Below are 19,401 nucleotides of genomic sequence, written 5' to 3'. Positions count from 1 at the left end.
TTTACTAGTTTCCGGACAACCTCTAATATGAGTAATTACAGTGTAAAAGAAAGCGAAAGCAACTTTGAATTAATAAGCGAAATAGGCGGAGATAACCCTAGAGTAATAGACGACATAGAGGTCAAAATTAAGCCTAAATCTTTTGAGAGCGATAAAGAAAAGAATGCATCGGTCAATTACGTTCACAAAATTCTAGATAAACTAATCGCAGATTTAAACGACACATTTGTTCCTAAATTGAATAATGAGCTGAAGGATCGTCAAGATGAAGTGGATCTATTGTATAAAGATTTAGATAGGCTTGAGATGATAGCTATAGAGGCTGAGAAGGATTATAAAATTTTGGAAGGAAACCTTAACAACCTAAAAGAAGAGGTTGAAAAATTAAAAACAGGAACAATTGGTGGTGATAATATGATGAATGGGAAGCACCAACTCACTCTGATATATTGTAGTAGTTAGGAAAGTCACAGCTTGCTAGCAGGCTGTTACTCTCTCTACATACTATTTCAATATAGCCAGATTAAGGAATCTATTTTAAAACTTTCGGCATATAGTTCTCATCATGTTTTGCAAACACCGTATCTGCAAGAAAGGTATTATTATCAGACATTTTACCTTGCACAACAACACCACTTTTTTCTGAAAACATCGGTGGAAGTATTCCCTGGTATTTTACCACAACGCTTTTGTTAAAATCTGTCATTTGAAAAACTACTTCACTTTCGCTCCGTATCACACTATCTTCAACAACCATTCCACCAACACGGATTGGCTTTTGACTATTTGGTAAAACTATTGCCTCACTTACTGTATAGAAAAATGAGATATTTTCTTTGAGCGTTGTTAAAATAAAAAAGACTATGCAGCTTAAAAAGCAGAAAATTCCTGAAGTTATAAGTAATCGCTTATGTTTCTTCTTCATTATTATCTTTCAGGCTTTCTAGAATTTTTTTACTTTTAGTATAGCAAGAAATGGTAAAAATTAGCTCTCCAACAATCAGCGTGAAACTAATAAGGTAAGCAAAAATTACATATGTATTCATAATGCACTGCCAATAAATAACTCACCTGCATCAAAATAAATTAAGCTTCCATCCTTTTGCTGCAACACCAATTTACCACTTTTATCTATATCAGCAAAAATTCCTTCATACAATTTGTCAGCTAACTTTACACTGATTTGCTCATTCATTTTGAATGCTTTTTTTAACCACATTTCTCTTATAGCATAAAACCCATCAAATAGCCATTGCTTTCTTAGCTTATTAAAATTTATTATTAATTCCTTTAACAGATCTATGTTAGACACAGACTCACCGTAATTGCTAATGCACGTTGTTCCTGGAAGTGGTGCATGACTGACATTAATTCCAATTCCTATAATGAGCCAATTCGAATTGGATCTTTTTTCAAGCAATATTCCACTTATTTTCTTGCCATCAATAAGGGCATCATTTGGCCACTTATACTGGAGATTTAGACCATTTATAAATGACAGTATAGTATTTCCAACAGCAAGAGCAGTAACAAAAGTCAATTCTGTTAATTTGCTAACATCCGCAATTTTATTCACCAAACCCTTCTCTGTCATCCCAATGCCCTCTGATGTCATCCCAGTGCTTGACACTGGGATCCATTCTTCTTTTTTTCTAGATTCCAGCGTCACGCGCTGGAATGACACCGAAAGCTGGCTTTCATTCAGATAATCGTTAAAGAGGTTTATCACCAAACTCGCATAAAAATTACCCTCTGGAGAAACCCAACTTTTTCCGGTGCGCCCCCTGCCTTCTGTTTGTTTATCGGCAATAATAACGGTTTCATTTGATATTCCTTTATCAATTAAATCCAACGCTTCTTTATTAGTGCTTGAAACTTCTTTGTAATGATGAATATGAAAGCCCTCAGGGATCACCTTGTCAGCCCTTTAGTTCAATGAGTGAGTAAAGATCTTCTACATACAAGAAAAGAACGAGGTTGATCAGTGAAGCCACTGAAGTGATAATGAATAGACCCTTAGAATAAGCAACCTTATTACCACTAGCTTTATCAAAATACATAACTTTCATGATATTTAAATAATAGTAGCATGATATCACACTCGCTATTACAAGGATCAAGGACAGGCTGATAAAGCCAGAATTTATTAAACTTTTGAATATAAAAAATTTAGCGAAAAACCCAGCAAGTGGAGGTATTCCCGACATTGAGAGTAACAGCACAGAAAGATGAAATGCTACAATTGGGCGTTTCTTCCCTATACCAGATAAATTTGCAATATCACAATCGTCATCGTCAATTTGTACGAGATATGAGAATAGCCCTATGCTTGTGATGATATATATCACCAGATACATTAAGGCACTATCTGTTCCTGCTTGTGTAAAAATAGAAAGTGAAGCAAATATAAAACCAATGTGACCAATTGAACTGTAAGCAAGCAGCCTTTTTAAGTTTTGCTGACGTAAGGCCCCAAAAGCTGAGATAAGCACAGACAATGCTGAAACGTATAAGAAAATAGGCTGAACATAACTTTTTACATTTACTAACTCTTCATTCATCAATCGAATTAAAAATGTTACAAGTGCAGCTTTTGGGGCCGTAGAAAAAAACGCAGTTACTATGGTAGGTGCACCTTGATAGACATCTGGAGCCCACATATGAAAAGGAGCAATAGCAAGCTTGAAACACAAACCAATTAGGACAAAGACTAACCCAAAAACTATTCCATAAGTTATCTGATGGTTTTGCAAGAATGAACCGAGCTCAGAGAAATTGACTTGTCCTGTATATCCATAAAGCAGCGACATTCCATATAGCATAATGCAGGAAGATAATGCACTGAGTGTAAAATATTTCACTCCTGCTTCACATGAATAAATCGAATCTTTATTAAAGCTCGCAAGAACATACAAAGATATACTCATCAACTCAAAAGCTAAATAAAAAGAAATCAGACTATTTGCTGAAACCAAAGTTATCATGCCAAATAGCGCAAAAAGAATCAGCATTGAAAATTCATACTTATAGTCATATTTTGATAAATTCAGCATCAAAAGTATTAAAATTCCTGTGCTGAGAATTAACCCTTGGGCTGACCTGATGTATAAATTGAGTTTTAACAACGAATTAAAGAGAAAAATTTCATTGTTTTCTGCCGAAAGAATTAAAATAATCAAAGTTACCACTGTGCAGCCAAGTGCTAATAAGTTGATAGTTCTGCGGTTAAATATAATCCCAAGCAGCAGCAACACTAACGAGGAGATAATAGAGAACGTTTCCGGCAATATCTGTATATAATTCATAGCGCATTATATTTGACTAACAAATTTGCCATACATGGCTTCAAATAATTCAGTGCAAGGGTTGGGTAAAATCCAAGCAAAATAACAAACACTGCAAGCAGAATTAAGACAGAAAATTCTATGCTATCCAAACGGTTATTTAATAATTTAGAATAGCTAACCCCCCATATTATTTGCTTACATAAATTCAGCATATAAACTGCGCTTAAAATAGTGCCAAGTGCGATAAATCCTGTAAAAAACCCTATGCTCTTAAACATTCCAACCATAGCCAAAAACTCACCTGCGAACCCAGATGTTCCAGGTAGCCCTATTGAAGCCATTGAAAATAAAATGAACATAAAACCAAATTTTGGCATTGTGTTTACTATGCCAAAATATTTTGCAATCTCCAAAGTTCCAGTTCGAGTATATAGCATTCCAACACATAAAAATAAAGCAGCAGAAATAAGGCCATGACTAATCATTTGAAATATGCTACCCAGTACTCCTTCCTCACAAAATGAAAAGAGGCCAGCAGTAACGATCCCCATATGTGCTATTGAAGAATAAGCTATTAACTTCTTTATATCATCTTGAGCAAACGCAACTAGAGAAGCATATATCACCGCAATAATGCTCAGCACAACAACGAAATTTGAAAAATACAAACTTGCCTGAGGAAGCATTGGAATAGAAAACCTTAAAAATCCATATCCCCCCATTTTAATAAGCAAGCCAGCTAAAATCACAGATCCAGAAGTTGGTGATTGCACATGTGCATCAGGAAGCCAAGTGTGAAATGGAAACATCGGTACTTTTATTGCAAAAGAAATAAAAAATGCAATCCACAGCAATGACTGCACTTCAAGATCAAGGCTTGGCACTAATGTAGCTAATTTTTGTATATTAAACGTTCCAAAAATGTTATAGATGTAAACCAATCCAAGTAGAAATAATAATGAGCCAGTTAATGTATAAAGAAACAACTTAAACGTTGCATATACCCTGTGTTTTCCTCCCCAGATGCCAATAATAAAGAACATTGGTATTAAAACAGCTTCAAAAAACACATAAAAGCTTATAGCATTCAGTGAAACGAAAAAACCGACTACAAAACTCTCAAGCAGTAGAAACAATGCCATATAGGCTTTTAGGGTCGTATAACTCATTTTGCAGTTGTAGAGTATACAAATTACAAACAAGAAAGTTGTAAGCAGAAGGAAAAGCAACGATATACCATCTATCCCTATTCCAACATTTCTAATTGGGTAGCTGACAAACTGAAAGTCCGCATTGTTATAATCAAATTCTATACAAGCTACAATGCTAAGCAAAAATGGAAGTACAGCAAAAAATAGAGCAAGGAATCTTAAGTGTATAGATTGATGATTAATCCTGATTAAGGATAAAATCAACGCTCCTATCAGTGGAAGCAAGAATATACTAAGTAACAACACCTTCTATTTAATTCCAATAATATATAAAGCACCGATTATTAGAGTAACAAACATAATAAATGCATAATCAAATATATAACCAGTTTGTAACTTTATAGAACTTTTTGAACATTCATTAACCAACCTTACAACACCATTTGGTCCAAATGAATCAATAGCCTTAACATCAAACTTCCATAGAAGCCTAGATATAAACCTTATCGGTGCAATTATAACAAACTCATACACCTCATCAAAGTACCATTTATTCTGCAAAAACTTAAGTAAAAATTTACTCTTAATTTGCCTAATTACTTGATATTGGTAAATTAGGTACGCAAGTGCTATTCCACTTAGGCTTGCTAAGGTTGGCAGTAGTTTTATAAAGAAATTATGAACTCCATGCTCATCAATCATCACTAAACTTGATTTCCAAAACACATTACTAGTTATGTTCAAAATATTTGCTCCCCATATTCCAGAAAATACTGATCCAAAAGCGAGTATCAGTAATGGTATAAGCATAATCTTTGGTGCCTCATGTATATTAATTTTACTTTGTTTTTGGCTGTGGAACACAAGAAGCAATAACCTCCAAGAGTAAAACGCTGTGAAGAATGCAACAACTAAGCTTATTACAAAAGCAAAGCTATCCGTGCTATAAGCATGTTCAATTATCAAATCCTTTGAATAAAAACCTGCAAATGGGAATATCCCAGAAAGCGCAAGAGATCCAATCCACATGAGAGCGTAAGTGCAAGGGATTTTCTTCCAGCAATTTCCCATTTTCTGAATGTTTTGCTCATGATGCATTGCATGAATCACATTGCCAGCACCAAGAAATAGTAGAGCTTTAAAAAAAGCGTGTGTCATTAAATGAAAAATAGCAACATTGTAAGCAGAAAGCCCACATGCCATGAACATATAACCAAGTTGACTGCAGGTTGAATAAGCAATTATTTTCTTTATATCGTTCTGAGTAATTGCAACGGTGGCTGCAAAAAAAGCAGTGAGTGCTCCAACGATAACTATTAATTCTCGTGCCACATTTGATAACTCAAACAATGGAGAACACTTTGCTACTAAAAATATACCTGCTGTTACCATCGTTGCTGCGTGAATAAGTGCAGAAACAGGAGTTGGCCCTTCCATTGCATCTGGCAACCAAACATGTAAACCAAGCTGTGCAGATTTACCCATACAGCCAATAAAAAGTAATATGCATATTATATGAGTTACTTTGAATTCACAGCAGAATGCCCTAATGTTCTGCGTGCCAAGAAGATCAGTTGTGTCAAAAACTTCAGTAAAATTCAAAGAGTGAAATGTATAATAAATAAGAAAGATTCCAATCAATAGTGCAAAGTCTCCTACCCTATTCACAACAAATGCTTTAATTGCTGCATTATTTGCAGAATATTTTTGGAACCAAAATCCTATGAGTAAATAAGAACATAGGCCAACCCCTTCCCAGCCAAAAAAAAGCTGCACGAAATTATCGCTTACAACCAGCACAATCATGCAAAACGTAAATAGCGATAGGTAAGAAAAAAACCTCGACTTCCCCTTATCATGCTCCATATAACCGATAGAGTAGAGATGTACTACCAGTGAAACGGTGGTAATAACAATAAGCATTAAGGATGAGAGAGCATCCACACTAATTGCCCAATTTACTTTTAAGATGCTCAATGAAAACAAAGGAAATAAACTCAAGTGATAATTTTCAGAGAAGGTGAGAAAAACATACCAAGATAAAACTGCAGATATTCCAATCCCTGCCGTTGTAACTAACTGACTTTTTCTAAAAAGTGCTGCAAATAGCGAACCAAAAAGTGGCAAAAATACTATTAATTTCAGTATATCCATCATACTTTCATTCTTTCATTAAATTTGCTTGTTCAACATCTATATTGCCACGGCTTCTATAATATACAACCAATATTGCAAGCCCAACTCCTGACTCTGCTGCCGCAACAGTCAACACAAACATCACAAAAATTTGCCCAACTATATCATTCATAAAGGCAGAAAAAGCAACTAGATTGATGTTAATCGCCAACAATAATATTTCTATTGATAACAATATATTGATTATGCTCTTACGGTTGATGAAAATACCGCACACCCCAACAGTGAACAAAATAGCAGCAACTATCAAAAAATGATTTAATCCTATTTCCATTCCACTCCTTTTCCAAATTTAGCCTTAACCAATTTTACAGATGAAGATTGCGTCAATTGCTTTAATACATTCTGTTTTTTAACTCCTTTTTTCTTGTCCTGCAAAGTAAGAGCAATTGCACCGACAATTGCAACAAGTAGCAAAATTCCAGAAAGATGAAAAGCGTACATGTAGTCAGTGTAGAGCAAATTACCGATAGCTTTCACGTTATTGGCATTATAGTTTATAACATTACTTATATTCAGCGTTGAGCTGCGGATTACAAAACTGATAATCAAAAAAAACACACCACACAATATAGCACCAAGAGTGAAATGCTTCGCAAAACCCTGGCGCAATCTTATGTAGTCAATATCGAGCATCATAACTACAAAGAGGAACAACACTGCAACTGCACCGATGTATACTATCAGTACCATCATAGCGATGAATTCAGCTCCAAGGAGAATGAAAAGCACTGCAGAGTTAACGAAGGTGAAAATTAAAAATAATACTGCATGCACAGGATTTCTTACACTAATTACGCATACAGCAGATAAAATGCTAAGAATTGCAAAAAAATAAAAGAAAAAAGGCATTGATACTTTAACTGCAACAATAGTTACTAATTTAAAGTGACTATCGTTGTAAAGTCAATATTATATTAAACGTTTGAAAACATTGTACTACAAAGCTCCAGCTCCATTTTAAATTATTATACAGAGCGCTTTCTAAGTGCTTAATCAATACACTAAGTCCTTAATTTATCAATATATAATATGTGTATGTTAGTAATTAATGGCGGCTCAAAATGTACAACATATTTGGTTATTTTAAAAGCAACAATAGTTCTAACGCACAAAGTAGCAGACTAGATGGAGAAAGTTATCAATACACCACAAGAGACTATATGACAATTTACTTTAATAACACACTAGCAAGTTTCAGTAGATCATTGAGAGAATTTAAAGAAAAAGCGTATGGATTTATGTATGATATCGGAACTTGGTTGAAAGAAACATATGAAAATCTCACTGAACGACCTGCAACGCATAATCGCTATACCCCAAAAGAAAAACCCCTTGTTGAAGTTGAAGAAATAGAAATGAAGGAACTAAACCGTACATATAAGCCATTCCAAACTCCACTTATCCACCCAACAAGCAGAAGTTCTGGTGCCAATACCTCAAATCAAGTTGTTGTTACTCGACATACACCTGAAACTACTAAAACAAAATAGATGTAAAACCTACGTTTAAATATGTAGTACTTGAGTGAAGCATTCTTTAACTGTTCTATTCAATAAAACCTTTACAATATTTCAATCATAGGTTTAACTTTACGAAGTTATAATCTATAGGGCTACGATGAACGATTATCTCTCACTGCTAAATCCAGAACAACAATCAGCTGTAACTAACATAGATGGACCAGTTTTGATACTGGCAGGAGCCGGGACGGGAAAAACAAGAACGATTACTTCAAGAATAGCACACATAATTAGAAACGGTCACGCTTATTCTGATGAGATATTAGCAGTTACATTTACAAATAAAGCAGCAAATGAGATGGTATCAAGGGTACTTGAGCTAACGGGCACAAACATACCATGGCTTGGCACTTTCCATGCAATTGCAGCAAAAATCTTGCGCCTGCACGCAGAAATTGTGGGCTTAAACCCCAATTTTACAATCATTGGTGTGGATGACCAATTACAGGTAATAAAAAATATTATCAATGAAATAAATCCTGATTACCTATCAGAAAAATGTAAGACCATTATGAATATTATTCAGCAATGGAAAGAGAAGTGCTTATTGCCATCTGAAGTGGAAGATATTCAATCATTTAGGCCAGTATATGTAACTGCACTCAAAGTCTATCACCAGTATCAGGAAAGGTTGAAATTCCTTAATTCTGTCGATTTTGGTGACTTATTGCTATATAACATACAGCTCTTTAATCAAAAGACCGAAGTTCTGTCCTACTACCAAAACAAGTTTAAATATGTTATGGTAGATGAATATCAAGATACAAATGCGATACAATATCTTTGGCTAAAATACCTTGCAAAAGAGCACTCAAATATTTGCTGTGTAGGAGATGATGACCAGTCGATATATAGTTGGCGTGGTGCAGAAGTTGAAAATATTTTGAAGTTTTCTGATGATTTTAAAAATGCAAAAACCGTTAAACTAGAGTGTAACTACAGGTCAACATCCCACATACTTGCAACTGCGTCATATGTTATCAATCACAATAAGACTCGCTTAGAAAAAAAATTGTGGACAACAAACATTGAAGGGGAAAAGGTAAATCTAATAAAATTATGGGATGGGAAAGCTGAAGCAAGGTTCATAAGCGAACAGATATTGAAACTCAATAAATACAGATTTAGTGACATTGCAGTGCTGGTAAGGGCCACTTTTCAAACTAGAGTTCTCGAAGAGTATTTTATAAAATATTCAATTCCCTACAAGATTATAAGTGGCGTAAAATTCTACGAACGTCAGGAAGTCAGGGATATAATTGCATATTTAAGACTTGTTACAAACAATAACGATGACTTAGCTTTCGAAAGGATAGTAAATCGGCCAAAAAGAAGCATAGGAGCTACAACTCTAAAGAAAATATACACGACTGCTCAGGATAACAAAATTTCTTTTTTTGAGGCAGCAAAAATATTAGTTAATAGTAATCAGGTAACCGAAAGAATTAAACTCTCACTCAACGATTTTTTAAATAAAATTAAAGCTTGGGAAGAAATAGTAAGCGTAAAACCACTGCATGAATTCGTTAAAATCGTAGCAAACCAATCAGGATATATTGAAATGCTTGAAAATGAGGAGGTAACAGGCTTAGCACGAATAGAAAATGTTAAAGAGCTCATCTCATCTTTAAAAAATTTCGATAATGCCACAACTTTCTTGGAGCATATAAGTCTGGTGATGGAAGTGGATAATATGAATAACGATGACACCGTATATGTTATGACTCTTCATGCAGCCAAAGGACTTGAATTCCCGTGCGTGTTTCTACCTGGTTGGGAAGAGGGATTATTTCCTCATCAAAGATCTTTTGATGACAAAAGTGGTAAAGCTTTAGAAGAAGAAAGGAGACTCGCATATGTTGGCATAACCAGAGCCAAAGAAAGGTTAATCATTTCATGTGCAGATAGGAGGGAAATTAACAACCAGTGGCAACCGATGCGCACTTCTCGGTTCATTAAAGAATTGCCAAGAGAAAATGTTGAGGTAATTAAAAGCAACATTGCCTACTGTTGAAGCTATAATTGCAGATAAACATATCTTACAAATCTGAATTACTTTAACTATATGTTTCTCCTGGCAAAAATTCTGTAACCGTTCACACTTAATTCTTCAATCTCATACCAATTTCTATTACATAACAAACAAATAGACAATAGAAGTGAGAAGGTTATACTAAGGCAGTATAATGATGGAGTTTTGGAATGGCATTGGTATCAGGTTGCAATTTTAGCTTACATTATGCCAATCTTTCTTCAATTGCTGCTCGCATAAATTCTGCCTGTCTTTTAGTTCTGCAGTGCACTATCGCATCATCCACATATCTTTCAAATGGTACTGTTGGGTGATTTTGTTTCATCCATATATCAAATGCATGGTGCATAAATATGTTTGAAATGATTGGGCTTATTGAACCTCCTTGCGGAACTCCTTTTTTCCCTAACTACCTTACTGCCATCTGCTTGCTGAATAGGGGATTTCATCCACCTTTCAACATACAGTATGACCCATTTGCAGTCTGTGTGCTTCTTGATAGCCTGCAGTGCTAAATTGTGGTCCAGATTGTCGAAAAATCCTGTAACATCAACAGCTTTCTTGGTAATCGTATCCTGTCTCCAATAAACAGCGGTTTTGCTATGTATCCTTGATCAGCAAAAAACTTACGTAAAGTTGGAGCCTTGTATTTAGCTTGAGTGAAAAGATTTAGAGCACCATCACGATCTTGAACACTTGCACTATGAACAGTAACCGTTCACGGAGATAAGGTGGTTTACAAAGTAAGTATAAAAGTGTAAAGAGATAGGAAGCTGAATATGGAATGGGTAAATGACAACAGTGCTGCAAGAAAAGGTTGTAGCAGAAAACGCTAATCTCAAGGAAGAAATAAAAGCACTGATCAGAGAAAATGATAGCTTGAAAGCAAAAATAGTTGAATTAGAAGACAAATTGGGCTTAAATTCGCAAAATTCATCGCTGCCACCATCACGAGATATATATCGTAAGAAAGCAAAAAAGAAAAGTGATAAAAAACCAGGAGGTCAGCCAGGACATAAGGTGCATAAGCGTGAATTAATGGCTGCAGACGAGGTAGTGAGATGCACAATTGATACAATTTGTATGTGTGGAGGTAAGATTACTTTAGAAGATGAAATTATTCATCAGAAGGCAGAGTTGCCAGAAATTAAGCCAATTGTATAGCTCTTTTTACAATAATCCGAACAGACCGTAATATGCTACTGGCCTGCTATAGCCATAAACACATATCTTATCGCATTCGGACTATTATAAGAAAGGCTATAACTGAGTACAGGTTGCAAAGAGGACATTGTAGAGTATGTAATAAAAGAATTACAGCAAATTTACCCGAAGGTGTTGCAAGAGATTTTCTAGGACCCAATGCTAAAACAATTATAAGCAGCCTTAGCGGCTTTTTTATTAACTCAAAAAGAGAGGTACAGCAAATTTTGGGCAGTATTTTTAATCTAAATATAAGCCTTGGTTTAGTCTCAAATACTGAACGCAGGGTATCGAAGAAGTGTGCATCTGAATATGAGAAAATGAAGGAAGAGTTGCAAGGAAGCGAGTATTTGCATATAGACGAAACAGGGCACAGAAATCAAGGAAAGAGAGGCTGGAGTTGGGTAATAACAAACAAAGCGTTGACACTTCTGAAGGTAAGCGAGTCTCGTGGTAAGAAGGTGTTGAAGAGTTTACTGCCAGAATATGATGGTATAGTTGTGAGCGATAGATACGCTGTATACAATTACTTCAATCGTGAAAATAGACAGATATGTTGGGCACATCTGGCAAGAGATTTTGAGAGATTTGCCCATAGTAAAAATGTTGAAGTGAGCAAAATTGGCCAAGCACTAAAATCGCTCAGCAATAAGGTGTTTGTAGTAGATAAGGCAAAAAAACAAAATTTGATAGATAATTTGAGATTTTATCGACTAGTGCGAAAAATTCGGAAAAGGGTAAAACATTTTTTACGTAAAATGACGAGGGTTGCAAATAGCACTCAAGCTTCAAGAATGGCCGCTAAGATGTTACGATCTGAGGATATGATGTGGAAGTTTTTAAGAAAACCTGAAGTGATAGAAACAACTAATAACCTTGCAGAACGGCAAATTAGACGGTACGTAATTTATCGTAAAAACAGCTTTTTCATCTGGTCAGAACGTGGAGAAAGATTCGTGGAAAGAATGTTGTCGATATTTTTGACATCACGTCTAAATGGCCAGAACCCCTTTCAAAAGCTACAGAATCTAGTAGCTGTCACTGCTTAGTTCTTTAATTCATTCTCACAATCCGTGAACGGTTACCTATGAACATCAGCCGCAATAATTAAGCCCACTGTATCTACAACAATATGACGTTTTCTACCCTTTATTTTTTTTTCAGCATCATATCCTCTGGATCCCCTTTTTGAGTGGTTTTTACTGATTGACTGTCAATTATTCCTACTGAAGGTGTTTCATTTTTACCAAACATTTTTCTTACCTCTTTTACTAGCATATTATGTATTTTTTCCAATTTGCCATTACTACGTCACCTGAGAAAATAGTCATACACCGTCTTCCATGGAGGAAAATCTTTCGGCAGCATTCTCCATTGACAACCACCTCTCATTATATACCTTATTGCATTAATAATTGTTCTGATATTGTGCTTTCTTGGCCTCCCTATCTTTCCTTGTGCAACATGTGGCTCCAAAATTTCCCATTCCTTATCACTTATATCACTTGGATACAATTTTCCCTCCTATTTTTTACTTACACTATCATATTTTTTTCCTCATTCCTTTTTAAGACATACTCTTAGACAACTGGACGTCAAGCCTATCCTAGTGCTGCATATCAAGCTCATACTCAGTATGTAAATCTTTGACTAAAGCTACAGCGCATTCTTTTTGAACAATTATACTGATTTTGATTTCAGATGTTGTGATAGCAAGTATTTCTATCTTTTTTTCGCTTAAAACCTTGAGTGTGCGGTGCATCACTTCAGTGTTAGACATAACACCAATACCAATTATTGAAATTTTAGCTACATTATCGTTTATAGCATAATTTTCATTCTTATTCAGTAACTTTTCCATTAAATCAATATCAAATTTGGAGATAACAAAACTTGACCCATGTATCATATCAATTTTAACGTTTGCTCCTGCTATATCTCTTAAAGTACGCAAGTTATTTGCAAGGTTAGTGAAAGTTACAAGAGCTTCATTAGTGCTATAAGTTATTCCAGTAATTAAGTATCTCTCTAGTACATCCCTTTTGTGTAGCACTGTGGTGCCTTCTACTTCCTTAAAAGTGGATAGCACTTGCACTTTAATGTTATGTTTCATTGCAAGTTGTACTGAACGATTATGCAGTATTTTAGCACCAGATGACGACATTTCCAACATTTCATCGTAAGAGATAAATTTGAGCTTGCGTGCCTTTGGAACAATTCTCGGGTCTGCTGTATATATTCCATCAATATCAGTAAAAATTTCGCAAGTTCTAACACCAAAGGCTACCGCGAAGGCAACTGCTGATATATCAGAGCCTCCTCTTCCAAAAGTAGTGATTCTATCATCATTTATACCCTGAAAACCAGCAATGATCGCAGCAGTATAACCCTCAGCAAAAGATCTTTTCACACGTTCAATCTTTATTGTTTTTATTTTAGACTCAGAATAAAAATCATCAGTTACAATTGGTAACTGCCAGGCAAGCCACGATTTAGCATTAACTCCGATCGATTGGAGAGTGATAGCTAATAGACCGCAAGAGATTTGTTCTCCTGCTGAAAGCATAACGTCATACTCTGATAACTCTTGTCTATAACTTAAATTTGAGATTTGCCTAGCCTGAAAAACCATTTGGTCAGTAAATCCTGCAACAGCAGATACAACAACGATTACATTACAACCTTTCTCAATATCGTTTTTTATCAAATTTGCAACTCGGTTTAAATCAGTTAGCGAAGTCCCACCAAATTTTTTTATGATTATTTTGTCCATAGTTACAATATAACTCTCTTCTGAAGAAAAATATAGTTTTTGTAGAGATAGCAGCTTGCAAGCCATTCAGAAAAGGGAAGATAAAACTATAAAAAACCATAGGCGCCAGTTGGTTTTTAGCTAAAGTCAAGTGTCTGGAATTTTAGGCATAGAATCCCCCATATGAACAAGATTCAGAAAAAATGCAACGCACATTGGGCAGAGATTAAGTATGCGTGTGCACCCACATACACTGAAGAAGATACGCCACATTTTTAACTGAAATTTAAATGAAAAGTCTGCAGACGGAGACAAATTTTGAGCTCGAGAAACATCTCTAATTGTCATTATAATGAGGTTTCAAGTATGCGGAAGTAATTTTTTTAGCTAAAGTCAAAATTTTCTACCATGACATGAGCCCACCACTAAGCAGCAGGAGACCTTGCATGACCTCCAAAAAATGCTTTTACTCTTTCAAGATAAGTAGGTGGTTCTGCAGGGATTTCTATATTATACATTGAATAATACACTGCTTCCTTTATACTATCATCTGTAACTAATTCCCTTAATTTTTGCTTTATGGCACCTCTTTGAATACTTTTTCCATACTCTTCGTAAAATTTTATGTAAAGCTCTTTAAAGACAAATTCTCTTATTTCTATTATTGATTGGTTAATGTTGCTCTTCACCTCATCGCTTATATTATTTTTATCCGCATAATCTTCGGAGTAAAAATCTTCAAACTTGTCTACCAAAATTTTTAATTTTTTATAATTGCAATATTCTTTTAAAAATCTTTCAGTAAATTTAGGTGTTAATACGTTCACTGCTCCATTTATTTGAACCAAGAAATTATTTTTCGCTTCAAGACAACTAAGCGAATAAATAATACGATCGAACATTCCCAGAGTACATAAACCAAGTCCATCCTTTAAATTCATTAGTAATAGTGAATTCACATCTGATTTTTGATTCTTAGCAGCAGTTGAAACTAAGTTTGCAGCTTGTGTGAGAGTTAGTCCAGTTTTTGATTCTTGCCAAGCTGCTTCATTGGAACCATTAAAGTTAAGATAAAGTTTTAATTGCTCTTTTTGCTCAGTTGTAAGCTCATCTGAATTATTTATGTAGTCTTCAAACTCTTTATTGAGTACATTTGGTTGAGTTCCAAATTTCTGTTTTAGTTCTTCAGCGCAGTTTATGACACTTTCCTCAAAACTTCTAGTATGAACACTTTGACTACCAGTGCCCACATCACTTACATTAAACAAAAAGCTTAGCTGCTTTACATTCAAACCCAAAGGTGAAAAGAGTTTTACTGATGGATATTTTATTAACTCAAGAAGTGCTACTGGAATTAGCAGTGCATAATTTAACAATAATAAACCAAAATTAAATATAAGAAACCCACGTAGAGCTGATACCTTTGATGCAATATACAAAAATGGAAGCTGTAGGTAATATATCAAGTGTATACTGAAGAATAAGATTTTGTCCTTTAATTTTATTGTTGGATCTTTATAAACCTCAAACAACATGCTATTGCTATCAATATTGTTGTTTTTAAAGGAGGTATAGTTGTTTATGATCTTCTCTTGCAAGGGAAGAAGCATTTTATTCAGGCAAATAAACGCAGCAATAACAATAAAACCTGTAGCCAAAAATGCTAGTGCAGGGCTAGAAGTGCTTGTAGATAAATAGGCATAAAGACCATCAACAATTAAGTTTTTGTATAATCTTTCAAAGGGACGAACTAGAATCGGGTCAAGGATATAGTTAACAAGAAGATTTAAATAATACACGAGAAACAAAAGTGCAATCAAAAATGCAATAATACTACAAACAACCAAAAATGCTTTTAATCTCGGATTCATAACCCCCTCTTAATAATCTGTTAATATAATCTATTTTAGGAATAAATTGAAAAAAATGCAAGTTTTTATGTTAAAAGATCAATTGAAATTTCTGAGTTTAGGGTATATTGTTAATCTATTTAGATAAGAATTATTGTGTCAAATAAAATAGGTTTTTGGGCTATTTTTGCCTTAGTGATTAGCAGCCAAATTGGCTCTGGAATTTTTATGCTTCCAATTAGCCTTGCTCCATATGGCATGTATAGCCTTATAAGCTGGATAATATCAGGGCTTGGTGCTATATCTCTTGCTTTAGTTTTTGCCTCACTCTGCGCAAAATTTCCGGAAACGGGTGGCCCTCACGTCTATGTAAAGCATGCTTTTGGCCCTGCTGCAGCTTTTTTTGTTGGTTGGACGTATTGGGTGATCTCATGGGTTAGCACAACAGCCGTAATAGTTGTGGGTGTTGGTTATCTTACACCATTTTTCCATGAAGATATTCAAAACGTACATCTGTTTTTAGAGATGTTATTACTTACAATTATTACACTAATAAATTTTAGAGGAGTAGCTACTGCTGGACGTGTTGAGTTTTTATTGACGGTGATAAAAATTTCTGTATTGCTTGTAATACCTATAGCAGCATTGTTTTTTTTTGATAGAAATAACTTCATCATAAGTGAAGAAATATCAAATCTTACAACATCGCAGATTCTTGCCCGTTCTACACTTATTACTCTATGGGGTTTTATTGGAGTTGAATTGGCAACAGCACCTGCAGGGTCAGTTGATAATCCAGCTAGAACAATACCAAGAGCTGTGGTACTTGGAACAATCTCTGTTGCTGTTGTGTATTTTATCAACAATCTTGCAATTATGGGATTAATAAATGGCAATGATTTAGCAAGTTCAAGAGCACCATATGTTGACGCAATAAAAATTATGGCCTCTGGCAATTGGCACTTGATTATTTCTATAACTGCGTTCATTTTTTGTGTTGGTACTTTAAACGCTTGGGTACTAGCTAGTGGACAAGTGGCCCTTGGCCTTGCAAAAGATAAACTGATGCCACAGTTTTTTGCTCAAAGAAACAAGCACGGTTCTCCTTTCTGGGGCATAACAACTAGCTCAGTTGGAACTGCAACTTTACTAATCCTCACTTCAAGCAACAATTTTGCTAAGCAGATCACATCAATTATCGACTTTTCTGTAGTTTCATTTTTATTTGTTTACCTTGCATGCAGTCTTGCTTTTCTCAAAGTTATTGTGCAAGAAAAGAGTTGTTACAAATTTTTAATTGGCAGTATAGCAACAACCTTTTGCTGCTGGGTAATATTTGAAACTTCTGTGAATACCTTGCTGATCGCAAGCTTATTCACTGCAAGTGGCGTACCTCTTTATTTATTTTGGTATCGCAGAGTTTCTGTATAGCAAATGTTATGTATCTGTTCAGCAGAGTGGCAAAATAAGGTAGACGAGAAAAGACAACTATAGGAAGAAATGGGTGTCATGCCAGTGCGTGACACTGGCATCCAGTTCTTTCGCGCAGTTCCATCAAAAACGTTGTAAAGGATTAATCGCTTTCGTGTTTACCAACTTAGTGCCCAATCTGGATCCCAGATACTGTCTCTGCTGTCAAACAAATTATCCAACAAAATTACAATTAAATGGTTGATTATTTTTAAGAATACCAAAAAAGACATGCATTAATTTTCGCATTAACGCAAGAACTATGACTTTTGGACATTTGCCTTTACTTGCTAGACGCTGACAAAACTTTTGAAAATGATTATTATGGTTTTTGACTACTATAGCTGGCATATAAAGAGCTTTTCGAATACGCTCAGATCCTATTTTGCATATGCAACTTCTCTTACTTACTGACGATCCCGATTGATAATGTCCTGGATTTAGACCAGCAAAAGCTGTAAATTGTTTAGCATTGTCAAAGTTATCAACTGATGGCATTTCTGCGACAACAGCAACAGCAGTAAGATATCCTATACCTTTTATAGTCTTAAGGTTTTCCACCATATTTTTTAGATGTGGATAGTTATTTATATGCTCATTAATTTCTTTTTCGAGAACAATAATTTGCTCCTCTATTGCCAAAATTACTTTAGATATAGCTTCTTTGCAACTGGAATGCATATTTTTGTTTTCCAAGCGATTTGTCTGTTGCACCTTATCATCTTTTAGCGATTGCATGCAACGGTAAAGCTCCCTCAAATGCCTCATTTCAGGTGCAATGGGCTTCCAAAGAGCAGGTTTGTTGGCGATACAAAATCTAGCTATCATAGCTGCATCTGATTTATCTGTCTTATTTCTGAGCAGCTCACTTTTGCCAAAAGCTTTCTGGGTTTACTATACTGACATTATGTCCTAAATCGTGCATAAAAGTAGCCAAATCTTCTCCATACCAACTAGTTGCTTCAAGACATAAATGAGTAAGATTTGCTCCATGGCCATTGCACCAAACTACAAGTTTTGCAAAACCATCTTGATTATTTTGAAAGACTTTGTGTCGTTTTTTACTGTCCACTAACAAACAAACATCAAATTTCTTTTTTGAAATATCCACACCCAAAATAGCATTTACTTGCATAAAATTGCCTCCAAGACTATAAATAAACTGAGAGTTTAGACTAACCTTGTAATACGGGATATAATTCCAAAAGATACTGTTCAGTCTTTAACTCTATGGGAGGGAAGCAAAATCTGGCTTAATGGCATTAGTGTCGCATCAGCTTCACCCTCCCTGTGAGGTATTTTAGCTCTAATGCCTCACATCATAAAGATACAAGTGTCACGCACTGGGATGACGAGAAAGGAGCACTGGAATTTTTGTTTCAATATTTGTACATGAGCCATGCATCTGAACAGATACAATGTTATAACTAGAGATAATTTTTAAATGATTGATATTTATGAACTACGACTTTTCTTGTTGTCCACTTGTTCAACATTACCCTTCTCAAGTTTACTATCTACTTCTTTTGTGTGTTCATCATCTATACTAGTTTCATCTTTTATCTTACTAGGGTAATCTTCCTGCGATTTTTTATATGCTTCCATGTTGTCATATATAGGGTTACTGATGATTTCTATTTTTTCAGGTGTGAAAATCCTTGCTAAAAATCTCCTTATTATTGGTATTGACCTTAAGAGATCTCTTAGCTTTGAAGATTCTTGTCTTTTGTTTAGAGACTGTTGGTCTATTTTAGAGGTTTTTACACCATACTTTTTATCATCAAAATTTATTGTAGGCTTTCTTTTATTCGAAAGAACACTTTGGGCCTTTGATCCATTGGTTCCTTCAGGCCCTTGAGGTGTAGACATTGCAGGTTTAACCTTAGTTTCATCGTATTCCTTACTCATCTTTCATTTCATTATGTAATATTACTAAT

At 35.0% G+C, this 19,401-nt stretch carries 22 protein-coding genes and 1 pseudogene; 6 read left to right on the top strand and 17 right to left on the bottom strand.

Annotated elements, in window-relative coordinates; translation table 11 throughout:
* Window positions 1–27 precede the first annotated feature (27 nt).
* Complete coding sequence (locus tag ABWU55_RS07485; protein WP_209472434.1) at window positions 28–462, top strand: hypothetical protein; 435 nt, start codon at window positions 28–30, stop codon at window positions 460–462.
* 70 nt (window positions 463–532) lie between these two features.
* Here ABWU55_RS07485 and ccmE read toward each other — a convergent pair whose 3' ends face one another.
* The 8 genes from ccmE to ABWU55_RS07445 are packed head-to-tail and all read right to left on the bottom strand — an operon-like array spanning window position 533 to window position 7,486.
* Entirely contained in the window at window positions 533–925 is a 393-nt protein-coding gene (gene ccmE / locus ABWU55_RS07480; protein ID WP_174515681.1) for a cytochrome c maturation protein CcmE, read from the bottom strand.
* Complete coding sequence (locus tag ABWU55_RS07475) at window positions 909–1,046, bottom strand: hypothetical protein (protein ID WP_209472432.1); 138 nt, start codon at window positions 1,044–1,046, stop codon at window positions 909–911. Before ABWU55_RS07475 ends, ccmE begins: the two co-directional genes overlap by 17 nt.
* A complete protein-coding gene (locus ABWU55_RS07470) occupies window positions 1,043–1,915 on the bottom strand; it encodes a biotin--[acetyl-CoA-carboxylase] ligase (RefSeq protein ID WP_209472430.1) in 873 nt (290 codons plus the stop codon). The genes ABWU55_RS07475 and ABWU55_RS07470 overlap by 4 nt, the downstream gene beginning before the upstream one ends.
* Window positions 1,916–1,919: 4 nt before the next feature.
* Window positions 1,920–3,305: an NADH-quinone oxidoreductase subunit N gene (locus ABWU55_RS07465; protein ID WP_209472428.1), complete on the bottom strand. Its 1,386-nt coding sequence runs from the start codon at window positions 3,303–3,305 to the stop codon at window positions 1,920–1,922.
* Window positions 3,302–4,744, bottom strand: a complete 1,443-nt coding sequence (locus tag ABWU55_RS07460) for a NuoM family protein (protein ID WP_010962955.1) — start codon at window positions 4,742–4,744, stop codon at window positions 3,302–3,304. The genes ABWU55_RS07465 and ABWU55_RS07460 overlap by 4 nt, the downstream gene beginning before the upstream one ends.
* A gap of 3 nt (window positions 4,745–4,747) precedes the next feature.
* A complete protein-coding gene (gene nuoL, locus ABWU55_RS07455) occupies window positions 4,748–6,595 on the bottom strand; it encodes an NADH-quinone oxidoreductase subunit L (RefSeq protein WP_353286309.1) in 1,848 nt (615 codons plus the stop codon).
* A gap of 4 nt (window positions 6,596–6,599) precedes the next feature.
* The gene (gene nuoK, locus ABWU55_RS07450; RefSeq protein WP_010962953.1) at window positions 6,600–6,908 is read right to left on the bottom strand and encodes an NADH-quinone oxidoreductase subunit NuoK; all 309 of its coding nucleotides are present in this window, start codon (window positions 6,906–6,908) and stop codon (window positions 6,600–6,602) included.
* Window positions 6,899–7,486 (bottom strand): NADH-quinone oxidoreductase subunit J, encoded by a 588-nt coding sequence (locus ABWU55_RS07445; protein WP_010962952.1) that lies wholly within the window; start codon window positions 7,484–7,486, stop codon window positions 6,899–6,901. The genes nuoK and ABWU55_RS07445 overlap by 10 nt, the downstream gene beginning before the upstream one ends.
* A gap of 212 nt (window positions 7,487–7,698) precedes the next feature.
* Here ABWU55_RS07445 and ABWU55_RS07440 point away from each other — a divergent pair, with 212 nt between their 5' ends.
* Together ABWU55_RS07440 and ABWU55_RS07435 are read left to right on the top strand one after the other, a co-directional pair.
* Window positions 7,699–8,127 (top strand): hypothetical protein, encoded by a 429-nt coding sequence (locus tag ABWU55_RS07440; protein WP_010082321.1) that lies wholly within the window; start codon window positions 7,699–7,701, stop codon window positions 8,125–8,127.
* Window positions 8,128–8,254: 127 nt separating this feature from the next.
* Window positions 8,255–10,171, top strand: coding sequence for an ATP-dependent helicase (locus ABWU55_RS07435; RefSeq protein WP_264338041.1), 1,917 nt, complete (start codon window positions 8,255–8,257; stop codon window positions 10,169–10,171).
* 223 nt (window positions 10,172–10,394) lie between these two features.
* On the opposite strand, the gene ABWU55_RS07430 is transcribed toward ABWU55_RS07435, so the two are convergent.
* Window positions 10,395–10,538, bottom strand: a complete 144-nt coding sequence (locus ABWU55_RS07430; RefSeq protein WP_022626389.1) for a Putative reverse transcriptase — start codon at window positions 10,536–10,538, stop codon at window positions 10,395–10,397.
* 443 nt (window positions 10,539–10,981) lie between these two features.
* On the opposite strand from ABWU55_RS07430, the gene ABWU55_RS07425 reads away from it, so the two are divergent.
* Window positions 10,982–11,353: a DUF6444 domain-containing protein gene (locus ABWU55_RS07425; protein ID WP_353286308.1), complete on the top strand. Its 372-nt coding sequence runs from the start codon at window positions 10,982–10,984 to the stop codon at window positions 11,351–11,353.
* Between the two features lie 113 nt (window positions 11,354–11,466).
* A complete protein-coding gene (gene tnpC / locus ABWU55_RS07420; RefSeq protein WP_353286307.1) occupies window positions 11,467–12,441 on the top strand; it encodes an IS66 family transposase in 975 nt (324 codons plus the stop codon).
* Window positions 12,442–12,473: 32 nt separating this feature from the next.
* Here the strand turns inward: tnpC and ABWU55_RS07415 are convergent, their stop codons facing one another.
* The 5 genes from ABWU55_RS07415 to ABWU55_RS07395 all read right to left on the bottom strand — a co-directional run bounded on the left by ABWU55_RS07415 (window position 12,474) and on the right by ABWU55_RS07395 (window position 16,015).
* Complete coding sequence (locus ABWU55_RS07415; RefSeq protein ID WP_353286578.1) at window positions 12,474–12,545, bottom strand: hypothetical protein; 72 nt, start codon at window positions 12,543–12,545, stop codon at window positions 12,474–12,476.
* Entirely contained in the window at window positions 12,542–12,670 is a 129-nt protein-coding gene (locus ABWU55_RS07410; RefSeq protein WP_255317429.1) for a hypothetical protein, read from the bottom strand. The genes ABWU55_RS07415 and ABWU55_RS07410 overlap by 4 nt, the downstream gene beginning before the upstream one ends.
* A 33-nt stretch (window positions 12,671–12,703) precedes the next feature.
* Window positions 12,704–12,907 (bottom strand): IS5 family transposase, encoded by a 204-nt coding sequence (locus ABWU55_RS07405; RefSeq protein WP_007549940.1) that lies wholly within the window; start codon window positions 12,905–12,907, stop codon window positions 12,704–12,706.
* A gap of 91 nt (window positions 12,908–12,998) precedes the next feature.
* Window positions 12,999–14,165, bottom strand: a complete 1,167-nt coding sequence (locus tag ABWU55_RS07400) for an aspartate kinase (protein ID WP_010962950.1) — start codon at window positions 14,163–14,165, stop codon at window positions 12,999–13,001.
* Between the two features lie 404 nt (window positions 14,166–14,569).
* Window positions 14,570–16,015 (bottom strand): hypothetical protein, encoded by a 1,446-nt coding sequence (locus ABWU55_RS07395; RefSeq protein ID WP_155969030.1) that lies wholly within the window; start codon window positions 16,013–16,015, stop codon window positions 14,570–14,572.
* A gap of 135 nt (window positions 16,016–16,150) precedes the next feature.
* On the opposite strand from ABWU55_RS07395, the gene ABWU55_RS07390 reads away from it, so the two are divergent.
* A complete protein-coding gene (locus tag ABWU55_RS07390; protein ID WP_010082345.1) occupies window positions 16,151–17,425 on the top strand; it encodes an APC family permease in 1,275 nt (424 codons plus the stop codon).
* Between the two features lie 213 nt (window positions 17,426–17,638).
* On the opposite strand, the gene ABWU55_RS07385 is transcribed toward ABWU55_RS07390, so the two are convergent.
* From ABWU55_RS07385 to ABWU55_RS07375, 3 genes and pseudogenes are all read right to left on the bottom strand, one after another.
* Complete coding sequence (locus ABWU55_RS07385; RefSeq protein WP_010082346.1) at window positions 17,639–18,202, bottom strand: IS110 family transposase; 564 nt, start codon at window positions 18,200–18,202, stop codon at window positions 17,639–17,641.
* 12 nt (window positions 18,203–18,214) lie between these two features.
* Window positions 18,215–18,599 (bottom strand): annotated as a pseudogene (locus ABWU55_RS07380) (IS110 family transposase); the annotation flags it as partial.
* 320 nt (window positions 18,600–18,919) lie between these two features.
* Window positions 18,920–19,372 carry a hypothetical protein gene (locus tag ABWU55_RS07375; protein ID WP_015589289.1) on the bottom strand — a complete coding sequence of 151 codons (453 nt, stop codon included), beginning with the start codon at window positions 19,370–19,372 and terminating at the stop codon, window positions 18,920–18,922.
* Between the last annotated feature and the right edge of the window lie 29 nt (window positions 19,373–19,401).

The sequence above is a fragment of the Wolbachia endosymbiont (group A) of Crataerina pallida genome, from assembly GCF_964028475.1.
GTDB lineage: Bacteria > Pseudomonadota > Alphaproteobacteria > Rickettsiales > Anaplasmataceae > Wolbachia > Wolbachia pipientis.
The sequence above is the reverse complement of the archived record's forward strand: the minus strand, read 5'-3'. Positions and strand labels throughout refer to the sequence as shown.

What these genes read in the sequence shown, in the direction of transcription:
- nuoK (WP_010962953.1), bottom strand. Translation starts at nt 6,908, where the DNA reads ATGGAAATAGGATTAAATCATTTTTTGATAGTTGCTGCTATTTTGTTC.
- ABWU55_RS07430 (WP_022626389.1), bottom strand. Translation starts at nt 10,538, where the DNA reads ATGCACCATGCATTTGATATATGGATGAAACAAAATCACCCAACAGTA.
- ABWU55_RS07435 (WP_264338041.1), top strand. Translation starts at nt 8,255, where the DNA reads ATGAACGATTATCTCTCACTGCTAAATCCAGAACAACAATCAGCTGTA.
- ABWU55_RS07445 (WP_010962952.1), bottom strand. Translation starts at nt 7,486, where the DNA reads ATGCCTTTTTTCTTTTATTTTTTTGCAATTCTTAGCATTTTATCTGCT.
- ABWU55_RS07410 (WP_255317429.1), bottom strand. Translation starts at nt 12,670, where the DNA reads ATGCTAGTAAAAGAGGTAAGAAAAATGTTTGGTAAAAATGAAACACCT.
- ABWU55_RS07485 (WP_209472434.1), top strand. Translation starts at nt 28, where the DNA reads ATGAGTAATTACAGTGTAAAAGAAAGCGAAAGCAACTTTGAATTAATA.
- ABWU55_RS07475 (WP_209472432.1), bottom strand. Translation starts at nt 1,046, where the DNA reads ATGAATACATATGTAATTTTTGCTTACCTTATTAGTTTCACGCTGATT.
- ABWU55_RS07395 (WP_155969030.1), bottom strand. Translation starts at nt 16,015, where the DNA reads ATGAATCCGAGATTAAAAGCATTTTTGGTTGTTTGTAGTATTATTGCA.
- ABWU55_RS07440 (WP_010082321.1), top strand. Translation starts at nt 7,699, where the DNA reads ATGTACAACATATTTGGTTATTTTAAAAGCAACAATAGTTCTAACGCA.
- ccmE (WP_174515681.1), bottom strand. Translation starts at nt 925, where the DNA reads ATGAAGAAGAAACATAAGCGATTACTTATAACTTCAGGAATTTTCTGC.
- nuoL (WP_353286309.1), bottom strand. Translation starts at nt 6,595, where the DNA reads ATGATGGATATACTGAAATTAATAGTATTTTTGCCACTTTTTGGTTCG.
- ABWU55_RS07425 (WP_353286308.1), top strand. Translation starts at nt 10,982, where the DNA reads ATGACAACAGTGCTGCAAGAAAAGGTTGTAGCAGAAAACGCTAATCTC.
- ABWU55_RS07375 (WP_015589289.1), bottom strand. Translation starts at nt 19,372, where the DNA reads ATGAGTAAGGAATACGATGAAACTAAGGTTAAACCTGCAATGTCTACA.
- ABWU55_RS07385 (WP_010082346.1), bottom strand. Translation starts at nt 18,202, where the DNA reads ATGCAATCGCTAAAAGATGATAAGGTGCAACAGACAAATCGCTTGGAA.
- ABWU55_RS07400 (WP_010962950.1), bottom strand. Translation starts at nt 14,165, where the DNA reads ATGGACAAAATAATCATAAAAAAATTTGGTGGGACTTCGCTAACTGAT.
- ABWU55_RS07465 (WP_209472428.1), bottom strand. Translation starts at nt 3,305, where the DNA reads ATGAATTATATACAGATATTGCCGGAAACGTTCTCTATTATCTCCTCG.